The sequence below is a fragment of the Rhizobium sp. P32RR-XVIII genome (assembly GCF_012641395.1).
In the GTDB taxonomy this organism is placed as follows: domain Bacteria; phylum Pseudomonadota; class Alphaproteobacteria; order Rhizobiales; family Rhizobiaceae; genus Rhizobium.
Genome location: NZ_JABAIH010000020.1, coordinates 64,309 through 76,743 on the forward strand (window position 1 = coordinate 64,309; position 12,435 = coordinate 76,743).

The window sequence follows — 12,435 nt, forward strand, 5'->3', positions numbered from 1 at the left end:
GGTGTCGCCATTCTTCCACGACGTTGCGGAGGTCGGAGATAAGATGGAGCTCCGTGGGCCGCTAGGTGGCCACTTCATCTGGCCGGACGATGCCTCAAGGCAGTCCTACTGATCGGCGCCGGTCCGGTGTCGCGCCGCTTGCGGCGATGGTCCGCTACCGCCGCGCGAGCGGACAGCGCGTCCTGACCGGACTGCTGATGTCCGCGCGTACGAGGCGAGGCACGCTTCTCGGAGACGAGATGCTCGCCGCCGAAGAATCCAAGTCCGGCTTCTCCTTCGCCCTGGCTTTGACCCGGGAGCCGGCGACACCCAGGTCGGATTTTAGCCGACGTATTGACGCGGCGATGGTCGCCGACATCGCGGCGAGATTGCCCTCCCCGCCGCGTTCTGTGTTTGTGTGTGGGTCGAACGCTTTCGTCAATGTAGCCGCCGACGGTGCACTCGCGGCTGGGATCAATGCCGCGCCAATCAAGACCGAGCGATACGACGCTTGATGGCTCGCGGGTTGAACGGTTGGCTTGGTCAGACATTCGCTAAATTACGGATCGCGAGAGCGAGAACGCTTGAGTTGGATAGTCGACTCGCATGCCGACTAACGGCACCAGCTTTGCAAAATCATAATCCGCACGTTGCCCGACATGCCGTATCAATAGCACGAGCGCATCTTGACATCGCTGACCTCGCTTTCGACCGCGCAGAGAGTTTGTTGACTCCACGACATCGGCGATATCTGCTCGTACGTGTTGTCGCGGCGAGCAATTTCATTCTCATTGCTATTTTCAATCCGAAGGTCGACCGGCATGGCGTCCGCGCGGGCTTGAGTCAGTTCTGCCGGTTGTCGTCTATCGAGTTGCTGGCCGCCCAATTGACCGTGTCCGAGGCCCCGCTCCCGCAGATCGCGGCGCGGGGGTGGCTGATAACGGCCGGCAATAGATTTGATGGCGACAGGTGATTTCCCTTTCGCCTCTCTCGACTACAGTCTGTTGCGCATCATCGTTCCCGCGACTTCAAGCTTGGAGGCCGATATGCAAATCGCCGAGTCAACGACAGTTCCATCGCCCCACCCGGAAAGCAATCCTGTAATCGGCGTGCTGTCCGACGAAATCGTCGTCCTAGCGGAACACGGTGGAGTTGCGGTTGGGCCGGGCCGCGGATTCAGCACTTTCGTGCGACCGGTGCGTCACAGCTCGAGACAAGGATCTCCGGCAAGGACACGGTCGGTTGAGATTCCCCTCATCGGAAGCGACGGGGAAATTTCAGGCGTTTTGTGTCGCGAAATCCCGCTCGCCGAGCGAGCTAATCCCGTAGCCGATTCAGAGCTTCAGCGCCTGCAGGAGATAGACGAGGTCGCCAAGGTCTTCGTTCACGACATTAACAATGTGCTATCGGTGATTGGGGGCGGCCTTCGCCTGTTGGAGTGCCAAGGCGACGCAGTGGCTCGGGAGGTGATCTTCGAACGAATGTACCGGGCAGTCGAGCGAGGTGCGCGTCTGAGTCGGAGCCTGCTCGATGCAGGCAGGCACCCCTGCCCCTCCGCCAGAGAGTTCGCGTCCCAAGCCCACCTGACCGCTGCCGCCGAAACGTTGGGGCACGCACTTGGCGAGCGGACCCGGTTGGAGGTCGAGATCAGCCCCGACCTCTGGGAGTTCAGCGCGGACCCCGAGCAGCTCTTTTTCGCGCTGCTGAACTTGTGCCGTAACGCGGACGCGGCGATGTCGTGCGGCGGCGTCGTGTCGATCATCGCGACGAACGTTGATCCGCTCCCCGCAGCACCTCGAGGCGCCGTGGTGATCACGGTGGCGGACAATGGTTCGGGCATGTCGGAGGACGTCCTATCACGGGCCTTCGAACCTTACTACACCACAAAGGCGGCCGGCGACGGCACGGGGTTGGGCCTCCCCCAGGTTCGCAAGTTCGTCGAACAACACGGCGGCGCGATCCGGTTGGAGTCCGAGCCGGGCGTCGGCACGACGGTGCGCATGGTCTTTCCGCGGGTTTCCTCCGAGGCGAGAAACGACTCTCCGATCGTTGGTAGCGACGCATGCCCCAATGCCGGGACGCGCCAGCTCACAATTGGCTACGTTCCATCGCATTCTGGCGGCACATTCGTCCTCACCGGCTCTGACGCCGAAATCATTTGAGTGGTGACCACCCTGGGGATGCGCTCAAGGAGGCAGCACGGACCTCGCGCTGGCTAGACCGACCTTTATTAGGACACGAACGAAGTTCTCGGCCCGTCGAGCGCCGAGATCGCAGCCGTGGCGGCGATGATCGACCGCCGGTGCGTTCCCAAGAAGCTCTTCTTCTACGCCAGCCGCTTCAGCGACAGCTTCGACGATGCCGCAGAAATCGGCTGGAAAGATCTCGGTGTCGCGCTTCGACTGGCCCTCGCTGATCGCCGCGAAAGACCGGGAGATCGGGTGCCTGGAACGACTATACGGCGAGGGTCAGGAGCGCGTCGGCGTCGAGCTCGTTCACTCTCGTGCAATGCTGGAGGACGCGCACACGGTCCGCCTTGTCGGCGACGGCCGGCTCGTGCGCCTCGCTCGGTGCGGAGCTACTCGAACTGTCGGACGGGATCGCAGTGAACGTCGTCGGCTCGCCAGCGCAGCCGTCCGGGAATGGAATCGATAACGGTACGGAATTTCCCAAGCTTGGCGACGGCGATTAGCGTCGGACACTTAACGTAGGATAGGGATCGGCCGAGATCGCGTACACCCGCTTACCGCGCCCGCAAATAAGGAGTTTCGAATGAACCTTGAGGTCGACGACATCGTCGAGGCCGTGTCTGAGCTCATAAAGCGCGGCTATGACCGGGAGTACCGGATCAAGGACGGCGGGCTCTACGACCTCGCGACCGGCATGGCAGTTGCGACAAGCGACGTCCAGGTTGACGTCTCCCTGAGGTTCGAGAGCGGCTCCGGCGGAGGCGACGGATCAAACGTCTACGCGATTACGGATGGGCGGACGAAGGGTAAGGGGCTGCTGATCGACGCCTTCGATACACTCGACCAGGATTGTTCCCGCGAGCTCTTTGCACGCCTCACGACCGCGCGGCGCCCCAAGCGGATCTCGGAAGAGGTGGCCCCTAGCCGGTATGGTCTTCGGAAGATCTACAAGAGCGAGTTCGAGGAAGATCCGGAGCGATTCGTACTGCGCATCGACTTTCCCGACTTTCCCCCGTGTCCCTTCGGGCAGTCCTTTTCCGTGCTGGGATTCGACACCGCCGAGCAGCGCTACGTCTGGCTCGTCACGAGCATCCTGCGCGACTCGCGACTTGCTCGCGTGCCCTTCCAGGCTGCGGACGTTCCAGACAACGAATGATCGCGCAGGAACGTTGTCGTTTGTTCCAAGGACATGGCGCTAAATAAAAATCCGACAGAAACTCTGTGAAGCCGAGACAGTAAATGGACAAGCAGATTATTCGGGAAACGATGCTTTCGCTCGAAAAGGGTGCGCTCGAGAGCGCCCGCGAGAAATATCTCGATTATGTCGCTGGCGCGCGGCTCGACCGAAGCGAGCCGATTGAAGACGACGAACAAGCGCAGGCCGAGATAGCGAGCGATCTCTCCGAAGCGCTCGACGATACAGTCCACAACCACACAGACAAAATCGAGAAGTTGGAAAAGATCGATTTTGGTCCGAAATCAAGCGTCCAGGAAGGTGCGCTCATAAAGCTCTCCGGTCGCCATTTCATCGTCGCCGTTTCAACCGGAAGGTTTTCCTGTGAAGGCCAAGAGGTCATGGGCATCTCGACCATGTCGCCCATATTCGCCGAGATTGAGGGTATGAGGGCAGGCGAAAGTCTGGACTTCAGCGGCAGGAAACTCGTCGTTGAGGAAATCGCCTGAGCGTGGCGACCAGGCGAACGAGGATGCCGCAACTGACGCGTCCGACTATCGTTTTTGTACCGTTGAGGATGCCGATCACATTACGGTAGCGGATCGGCGTCCAGACGAAGCTGGTCATGCGACCTTCATCGGACGGCCATGGGAAGTAGACCTGATCCCTCCTCATCGACAGCAGCACCCTGACGTGCACTTCCAAGCTCGTGGAAGCGGGCAAAGATGGATCGGATTACCTCCTGCAGACGCAGATCAGGATCAAGCCCGAGCTCGGTCTCTCGATGCCAGACGTATCCGAACGGCACAGACAGGCGCAATTCGCCGCGCCGCGCCTTTGATCTGGCGGCATCTAGCATTCGAGCTCTGAGAACGCCCAGTTCGAATTCGCTGACGCTGCCCTTCATGCCCAGCAGCAGGCGATCATTGGGCCGACATGGATTGTAGGCACCATCATGGTCTATGACGCGAGCTTCGACGAGGCCGCATAGTTCGAGCAGATGATGCCAGTCGCGGCCATTGCGTGCGAGCCGTGAGGCATCGAAACACAGAACGGCAACAACTTTGCCGGCGCACAGGCAAGGCGACCAGACGATCAAAGCCGGGGCGTGTGACCGTTCCGCTGGCAGAGCCCGAGGTCGTCGTCGAACCGAGATCACATTCTCAACGTATGCCGTCTGGGATCGCGCATTGCATCTCTCAAACCATGCGAGATTTCAGCGGAGAAAGTGCGGGACTTCGGGCTTCCACGATCAGCGAGGCGATGCCCCCGAGCACGATCCGCTGACTCCGTCGGCAGCTCGCCTATGATCTTGCCTAGCCGGTCACAGTGGAAGTGTTGCGCATTGTCCCACGGCCATCATAACCAGCGGCTATCGACTTCATGGCGGGACGTCATTTCCCACTCGCCGCGCAGAATCCCATGCTGATGGGCGTCAGCGGCAACCTTTCGCCGCCACTGCGACACTCGAACAAGGGTTCACAATCAAGGAGGCTACAAATGCCAGTCCAGAAGCCGATTCTAACGCCGCCCCACGGCGGAGAGATGATGACCTCGAGCGGCGGCTCGAGCATCGAGATGAAAGTGGAGAGCAGCGAGTCCGGAGGCGAATATGGCGCTGTCCTGTGGACGGTGCGAGCTGGTGAGGAGCCTCCGATGCATACCCACTCGCGCGAGGACGAGCTAGTCTACGTGGTGCAGGGGCAGCTAATCGCGCGGGTCGGCGATGCCCGCGTCGAGGTGGGGCCGGGCGCCTACGCGGCGCTTCCCCGTGGTGTGCCGCATACGATAGAGGTGGTCGGCGACCAGGCGACCCTGCTGGTCACCTTCGTGCCGGGTGGGCTGGAGCGCTTCTTGGTGCCCCGGAAAGGCGAGCAGCCCGATCCGGCCGCTTTCGGCCTGACGCTCCCCTAGGGCTGAGGACCGCGGGCCGCGCGGCATTCGTGACCGCGCGGCCGCACGGGTCTGGCCGCCGGACGCTCGCGACCGCGCCAGATGATTGATTCCACGCGCCGGCCGGCTACGCCTAACAGCCTCAGCTTCGAACCAACTAGCGCATCGCTGCGGTAATGGTGAGGTGCGCCAATAGCTGAAAGACGCTTGGCACGTTGCGGTGAGAGTGAGGCGCGCCCATTGGCGAGGACTCACCCGACCAGAACTATCGGCGACCGCGAAGAGGTGTTCGCGTGCCTACTACCATCATAACGCGCGGCTATCGACTCCAACGTTATTTCCCATTCACTGCGCGGAATCCCATGCTTGAACGGTACCGTGCTCGTCCGGCCCGACAACGATCTTCCGCCGCGAAGGCAGCGCACCTGGCCGTAATTTTGGACAGCGTCGAATGCGAAAGCAGAAGCCTCCTGTCTGGTGATCGGCATCGTGACGCCCGTTGGCGAGTGATCGGTCACAAAGGCCGCCCGCCAGGCGGTAGCGGTCCTGCTTGCTCTGGTTGATGACGGTCCAGGTTTCGCGATCGGCCTTCACCTTTTTTCGTAGAGATCCGAATTGACCTCCTTCGAGACGGTCAACTTCTGGCCTGACACCGTCTCGTAGCGGATGAATCCCGGCCCGGCTCGTTGTTCAAAGCTGTCGTTGCTCTCGCCTGGGTTTGTGCGCTCGGCCTCGCCGTCTGAGTTAAAGCAGTTGTAAAATAATAGCCGGAACTCAATATCATGGCCCGCCCTCCAAGGTCCCGACAGCTTTTATGATCACTTTCCCGGTGCGATAAGATTTAGGCATTCACACCATAACCTTCCGGCATTTCACGCGGCCACAGAAGGTGCCTATAGCTCACTTAATCATTATGAGCCTAAGGAGAGCTTTTATGTCTGACCTGACAATCTCTGAGATTCTCGACGATCCAATGATTCACGTGATGCTCAATGCCGACGGGATATCTCGGAATGCTTTCGCCCAGTTTCTGGAAAGCGCTGCTCGTGTTCTTGCACGACGCAAAGAAACTCGGCGCGACCGCGTGCCGAACAGACGCGGTCGCCCGGTTCACATCTGAGTTGCGAGGCTAGACCCCGCTCGCGTCGTCAAATCTGGAGTTACCCCTGTCCGCCCCGGTCGGCCGGGAGTAGCATGTGCTTTGGACGTCATATGATGGCATGTCCTATTCCCGGCATCTAAGCCGACGCCACGCCGAAATACGACTTGTATCAGCTGTCCATTTTTTTCGAGGCAGCCCTGCTTTGTTTCGCTGACGCGCGGGCCGCTCTCGACTCCGGATACGAGAGCCTGGGTACACTCGACGTTTCCTTCGCCGGCGCGGTCGAGAGCCTTCCGTTGGAGGAAGTCGTCGTGCTTGCGGACAGCGGCGACGTCTCGCTTGAAGTACCGCGGCATTCAGCGCGAGGGTGCAGAGCGTCTGTGATGATGGCAATGACCTGATCGCGTTCAGCTGGGTGGGGATTCCAGACAACGGCCCGCAGGAAAATGACACCCTGAAGACCGCGCAGCCTAACGGGTCGCGGTTTTTAAAAAGGAGAAAATGATGAAGAAGAGTTTTGCGATGATGGTTGCCGGCGCCACCCTGGCGCTTGCCGGTGCGACGACGGCGGGTGCGGCCGATCTGGTTCGGACCTATCCGGCACCCGAGCCGGACGTGCGCGACGGCGTCAAGATCGGCTATCTCACCTGCGATATCGGCGGCGGCGCCGGTTATGTTCTGGGTTCGGCCAAGGAAGTCGATTGCGCCTTTCATTCGGCGATGGGCAGCGAGCCGATCGATCACTATACCGGCCAGCTTCGCAAGCTCGGCGTCGATCTCGGTTTCACGACGCGCAGCCGGCTGATCTGGGCCGTCTTCGCGCCGACGGCCGGCTATCACCGCGGCTCCCTGAGCGGCCTCTATAACGGCGCCACCGCCGAAGCGACGCTTGGCGCCGGCGTCGGCGCCAACATCCTCATCGGCGGCACGACGGGATCGATCCATCTCCAGGCCCTCAGCGTCACCGGCCAGCTCGGCCTCAACATCGCTGCCGGCAGCGCCTCCATGACGCTCGCGTCAAATTGATACGCCATTCGCCGCACCCTCCCGCCGCTGCGGGAGGGTGCCCCCAGAAAAGCATCTCCACACAGATCCAATCCGAAGCCTCCTGATGAAACCTCTTGCTTAAATGTCACCAAGATACAGGAACGCGGCATTAGCGCCTTGCGACTTCGGCGGTTGCAGGGCGGTACTTTGCCGTGCTGCCCGCCTACAGGCTTGAAACGACGCTGACCCTTCGCCGAAATGAGGTGCGGTTCCAACGATCGATTGGCAGATAAGGCCCTCGGGCGCCCGGGCTCTGGTCGAGGGCGTGCGTATCGCTCAGAGGGACCTGGAAGAAGCCGGCGGCGCCTACGACCTGGAACAGGTCAGAACCTTGATGCATGGCGTGTCGCGCCAGGCGGTCGACAAGCGGGTCAACGACGGCAGCCTGCTTGCGGTGCCAGGACCAAGCAACCGGCGCGCCTATCCCACCCTGCAGTTCAATCGTGACGGTTCCATTGTCCTGGGGCTCAAGGAGATTCGCGAGGCTTTGCCCACCGACAATCCCTGGTCGATCCTGAACTTTCTTGCCCGTCCCGATGTCAGGCTCGACGGCCGCAAACCAATCGATCTTCTCAAGGCGGGCGATATTCCCCTCGTCATCGAGGCGGCCCGGCGCTATGGCGAGCAGGGTGCGTGACCGCTCCGCTTCCGCCGGCCGATCTCCACACACGCGTACCCGAGTTGCTTGTCATTCCGGCCGACACGGATCTGCATCGGTTCTATACGGCTGCCTACGAGCCGATCTATTTCGATCGGTCGGACCTCGGCCGGTTCAACGCCCCTGACGGGTCCTAGGGTGTCCTCTATGCGGCGCAGGACATCCATGGTGCTTTTGCCGAGACATTCCTGCGCACACCGGGCCATTCGCTGATCGATCTCGGATATCTCCGTCGTAAAGCCTATGTCCGCCCCGGTGTGGCAAGGGATTTGCGGCTGGTCCGGATGGCCGGCCCCGGTCTCGCAATCCTTGGCGCCACCGACGAAGTAACCCATGCGGGTTTGCCATATGATGCATCGCAGGCCTGGTCGAACGTATTGGCCGAGCACCCGGTCAACGCAGACGGCATTGCCTATCATGGTTGTCACGACGACACGCAGATTTGTTTCGCCTTGTTCGAGCGTGCCGCATCCGGGGTGCTGGGGAAAGCGCGCCGGACGGATCTCGATGAACTGGTTCTGGCAGGTTGCCGAACGTTACCGCGTCGGGCTGGCGCCGTAATCAGATTGCATCTCGTGCCGGTAGGCAGGGTAAGCCGCTGGCGTCTGTACCTGATCCAGCATGCCCATCGCCACGACCGCCTCCGCATTGCGATGAGCCGCCTCGCCCAAACGGCCGATTGACACGCGACCGCGACGCATTGTCGATCCGATTGATGCAAATGCCCTTTATGGAGGCCGTGTGTCTCTCACCGACAGTATCATTGTTGCTGTCCAGAATCGCGCCTCCGTTGGCCTGGAAGTAGGCTATACGAAGGACCCGCCGTGGTCGGGTTGAGTTCAACACCGTTTCTTTCACGCTCCTCGGCGACGGTCGCCAAGCGCCCGTGACAGGCCGAGCTGTCAGCTTAACGACAAATACCGCTATCCTGCTCGTCAAGTGAAAATTTCTAGTATAAAAAATCAAGGACTTATCGTAGCGAAAATCCGGCGGAAAGCCGACCGAAAGCGTCATAGCGACTTAAGTTGACAGCTCCATTCGCCGCCCTGGAATAAAACCTCGCCTCTCTCGAACACTCAAACTCAGGACATAACTCACATGCTTCGCCGTCTGGTCGTCGAGACCTACCACAATGTCATTGGAAAACTTCCCCCGGTTCTGACGGTCAACGACGGCGATATCGTCGTGACCGACACGATTGATGCGGCGGGCTTTGACAAGTCGGGGGTGCGGCATGCCTTAGGACCGAACCCGATGAACGGTCCCATATTTGTTTCTGGGGCCGAGCCAGGCGACGCCTTGAAAGTTGAGATTTTATCAATGACCCCGACTCGAGATACCGGGTGGACTCGGAGCTCGGTCGCGGCAAATGTCGTCGATCCCGAATATGTGCGCGGACTGCCGCCCCGGGACACTGCCATTTGGACGATTGATCAGCATTCCATGACTGTTCGCCTTCAAGACCCGATCCCGGGCCTCGAAGATCTCGTTCTGCCGATGCGTCCGATGATCGGCTGCTTCGGAGTAGCGCCAAGTCTCGGTCAGTCAATATCGACAGCAACGAGTGGCGAGTATGGCGGCAACATGGACTATCGCTTGTTTGGGCCAGGAACCACAGTCTGTTTGCCGGTCTTCGAGACAGGCGCGCTGTTCTTCGTTGGAGATTGTCACGCTTTGCAGGGCGACGGCGAGATCGTCGGGACCGGAATCGAAACGACTTTCGAGGTGACGATGCGCCTGTCCGTCGTGAAAGAAGCTAAAATCACGTGGCCTCGCGGCGAAACGTCTACTGACATCTTTACGATCGGCAACGCACGTCCGCTTGATCAGGCGCTCCAGCATGCTACCACGGAAATGCTGGAATGGCTGGGTCGTGATTACGGCCTTGGCAAAACGGCAGCCAGCCACCTTCTCGGCCAGGTCGTGCGATATGACATCGGCAACGTGTTTGATCCGGCCTACACAGTGGCTTGCCGGGTATCCAAAGAATGGTTGAAGCGATAGAGGCATCGTCGAACGGCCATCGACTACGGTCCGGTCAGAGCCACGGACTAACCGCCCACTAGCGTGTCGGCATGTTCAGCGGGAAGAGGCGGATCCGCTACTGAAGTCAGCGTGAATTGAAAGACCGCGCCGTGGGGGGTATCTGCCTCAGCCCACAATCGACCTCCATGCGCTTCGACGATCGAACGGCAGATCGACAGACCGAGGCCCATGCCGCCAGGCTTGGTCGTGTAGAAGGGACTGAAAATCCGTTCGAGCAACTCCGGTCCCAGGCCGGGGCCCGTATCAGCCACGGCCACGCACAGGCAGTTGGTACCCTCCGTCATCGTCCGAACGCGCAGCTCTCGTGAACCGTCGATCATGGTGCCCATGGCTTCGGTAGCGTTGATGACCAGATTGAGGATCACCTGCTGCAGTTGCACCCGGTCGCCCTGCAGGAGCGGCAGGCTGTTGGCGAACTGCCTGTTCACTTTTATCCCATTCTTGGTGATTTCGCTCCGGGCAAGGCTGATCACCTCGTCAATTGTTTCATTGATGTCGACCACGTCTTGCTGTGGTGGGGCTTTCTTGATCTGCCCGCGTATGCGGCTAATGACCTCACCGGCCCGCCTGCCGTCCCTGGCGATCCGATCAAGCGCCTGGCGGACTTCTGCGAGATCCGGCTGCTCCATGTCCATCCACCGCAATGCAGCCTGCGCATTGGTGACGGTTGCAGCGATCGGCTGATTGACCTCATGGGCGATCGAAGCGGTAAGCTGCCCCATGGTTGCGACCCGGTTCGCATGCGCCAGCTCGTTCTGCATGTCGCGATACCGCCGCTCGCTGGCGCGGGCCTCCGCTTCGGCTCGCTTGAGCTCAGTGAGGTCGAGTACGAATATGACCGCCTTGCTGCGCGCCTCGTCGAAGGCGGCACTGGCGATCAGCACTGGCACCCGGCTGCCGTCTTTACGGATATATTCCTTTTCGAACGGGTCGCAGCTCCCCCTGGCGCGGATATCGGCCGCCGCCCGCTCGCCGACGGATCGCCACTCGGGCGGCGTCAGCTCCGTCCAGCGGATATGTCCCGCTGCAAGATCCTCGCGGTCGTAGCCCACCATGTGGAGAAAGGCGTCATTGGCATCGAGGATCCGGCCTTCCAGGGTCGCGATCAAAATCCCGATGATATTGGCATCGACCAGGCGCCGGATCTTGGCCTCGCGCTCCTCGAGGTCACGATAAAGGCGGCTATTTTCCAACGAAATCGCCGCCTCCGACGCGAGGAGCTTGAGGACCGCCATGCGGGCCGGCGTAAAGACGCGCGGCGCTAGATTGTTCTCGAGATAGAGCAGCGCGACCATCCGGCCTTGCTTGATCAGCGGCAGGCAAAGCACCGAGCGGGGCTTGTTGTCGCGGATGTACGCATCATTGAAGTCGTTTTCTGCTGCCGCATCGTCGAGGATCACGGGTTCGCCGGTGCGGGCGACGAAATTAGCGATTGCTCCCGGCATGGGGGCCGTGCTCGGCTCGGGGCGGAGATGGACGGCGACATCGCCGCCGGTCGTTTCCGCCTCGGCCTCGACCCGAAGCTCGCCGCCTCTCGGAAAGATCAGCAGGCCACGCCCGGCTCCAGCGTTTTCGAGAGCCGTGCGCATCAGCGTATCGATCAGCTTCTCCAGCACGATCTCACCCGATATCGCTTGCGATACCTTGATCACCGTCGCGAGATCGAGCTGTTCGACGGGTGTCCCGATCGTACTCGTCGGAAGTGAAACGGCCTGTGGCTCCGCGAGTTGAGGGTAGAGTTGATCCAGTTGGCGCACCTTGCCAATTGCTCCCCAGCGCAAGTATTCATACCGGGAATTCCGTAGATACAGCTGGGAGATATCCTCGAAGTCATGAACTGCGTAGAAGCGCGCAGCCAATTCATGGGCGAGCGCTTCGTTGTTGACGAAGCCGTTTGCGCGGGCCGAGCGGATGGCCTGTTCGTAGAGCCGCATGGCGTCGAGCGTGCGGCCTTCGATGCGGGCGATCTCGGCACCGATCAAGGCAGCGCGGTTTGCAAAGGTCTCCGGACAATTCTTCGCCCAGAGCGTGATCTGCTGGTGATGAGTCGCCAGCGCTTCCAAATGCCGGAGCCGCTCTTCGCCAAGGGACGTATCGCAGCGCGCCGCCCGAGCAAGTGCCCCGTAGAAATGGTATTCAGCCAACTCGAATTGAGACGGCACCGTCCAAAGCAGAGGCGCAACGTTCGATGCAGCCGCGACGGCAGATGCACTGTCGCCGGCATAGACGAACGCTTGCAGCTTGCGAATCCAGTATCGGGACGCGGCAATGGCCAGCTGGGGATTGCTCCCCAAATGCTGCTCGAAGCGGCCCTCATCGAAGTCCGCGTCATTAAAGGAGGTAAAGT

At 60.7% G+C, this 12,435-nt stretch carries 12 protein-coding genes and 1 pseudogene; 10 read left to right on the forward strand and 3 right to left on the reverse strand.

Annotation, left to right across the window (positions count from 1 at the left end):
• Positions 1 to 146: 146 nt before the first annotated feature.
• Entirely contained in the window at positions 147 to 494 is a 348-nt protein-coding gene (locus HGP14_RS30460) for a hypothetical protein (protein WP_246704685.1), read from the forward strand.
• Between the two features lie 152 nt (positions 495 to 646).
• Here the strand turns inward: HGP14_RS30460 and HGP14_RS30465 are convergent, their stop codons facing one another.
• Entirely contained in the window at positions 647 to 865 is a 219-nt protein-coding gene (locus HGP14_RS30465; RefSeq protein ID WP_168833579.1) for a hypothetical protein, read from the reverse strand.
• Between the two features lie 400 nt (positions 866 to 1,265).
• On the opposite strand from HGP14_RS30465, the gene HGP14_RS30470 reads away from it, so the two are divergent.
• From HGP14_RS30470 to HGP14_RS30480, 3 genes are all read left to right on the forward strand, one after another.
• Positions 1,266 to 2,141 (forward strand): two-component system sensor histidine kinase NtrB, encoded by an 876-nt coding sequence (locus HGP14_RS30470; protein ID WP_246704681.1) that lies wholly within the window; start codon positions 1,266 to 1,268, stop codon positions 2,139 to 2,141.
• Between the two features lie 610 nt (positions 2,142 to 2,751).
• Positions 2,752 to 3,324 carry a hypothetical protein gene (locus HGP14_RS30475; protein WP_168833581.1) on the forward strand — a complete coding sequence of 191 codons (573 nt, stop codon included), beginning with the start codon at positions 2,752 to 2,754 and terminating at the stop codon, positions 3,322 to 3,324.
• Positions 3,325 to 3,407: 83 nt separating this feature from the next.
• On the forward strand, positions 3,408 to 3,851 hold the full coding sequence (locus tag HGP14_RS30480) for a hypothetical protein (protein ID WP_168833582.1): 444 nt from the start codon (positions 3,408 to 3,410) through the stop codon (positions 3,849 to 3,851).
• 64 nt (positions 3,852 to 3,915) lie between these two features.
• Here the strand turns inward: HGP14_RS30480 and HGP14_RS30485 are convergent.
• A pseudogene (locus tag HGP14_RS30485) lies at positions 3,916 to 4,488 on the reverse strand (recombinase family protein); the annotation flags it as partial.
• Between the two features lie 354 nt (positions 4,489 to 4,842).
• Between HGP14_RS30485 and HGP14_RS30490 the strand changes: the two are divergent.
• The 6 genes from HGP14_RS30490 (at position 4,843) to HGP14_RS30510 (ending at position 10,046) form a co-directional block, all read left to right on the forward strand.
• Entirely contained in the window at positions 4,843 to 5,256 is a 414-nt protein-coding gene (locus HGP14_RS30490) for a cupin domain-containing protein (protein WP_168833583.1), read from the forward strand.
• 1,585 nt (positions 5,257 to 6,841) lie between these two features.
• Positions 6,842 to 7,363, forward strand: a complete 522-nt coding sequence (locus tag HGP14_RS30495; protein WP_168833584.1) for a DUF992 domain-containing protein — start codon at positions 6,842 to 6,844, stop codon at positions 7,361 to 7,363.
• Between the two features lie 286 nt (positions 7,364 to 7,649).
• A complete protein-coding gene (locus tag HGP14_RS30500; protein ID WP_246704682.1) occupies positions 7,650 to 8,021 on the forward strand; it encodes a hypothetical protein in 372 nt (123 codons plus the stop codon).
• Complete coding sequence (locus HGP14_RS35895) at positions 8,018 to 8,179, forward strand: hypothetical protein (protein ID WP_246704683.1); 162 nt, start codon at positions 8,018 to 8,020, stop codon at positions 8,177 to 8,179. Before HGP14_RS30500 ends, HGP14_RS35895 begins: the two co-directional genes overlap by 4 nt.
• 51 nt (positions 8,180 to 8,230) lie before the next feature.
• The gene (locus HGP14_RS30505) at positions 8,231 to 8,725 is read left to right on the forward strand and encodes an RES domain-containing protein (protein ID WP_246704686.1); all 495 of its coding nucleotides are present in this window, start codon (positions 8,231 to 8,233) and stop codon (positions 8,723 to 8,725) included.
• A gap of 415 nt (positions 8,726 to 9,140) precedes the next feature.
• Complete coding sequence (locus tag HGP14_RS30510) at positions 9,141 to 10,046, forward strand: acetamidase/formamidase family protein (RefSeq protein ID WP_168833585.1); 906 nt, start codon at positions 9,141 to 9,143, stop codon at positions 10,044 to 10,046.
• Between the two features lie 47 nt (positions 10,047 to 10,093).
• On the opposite strand, the gene HGP14_RS30515 is transcribed toward HGP14_RS30510, so the two are convergent.
• Positions 10,094 to 12,435: sensor histidine kinase (locus HGP14_RS30515; RefSeq protein ID WP_168833586.1), on the reverse strand; the 2,342-nt coding region annotated here is incomplete at its 5' end.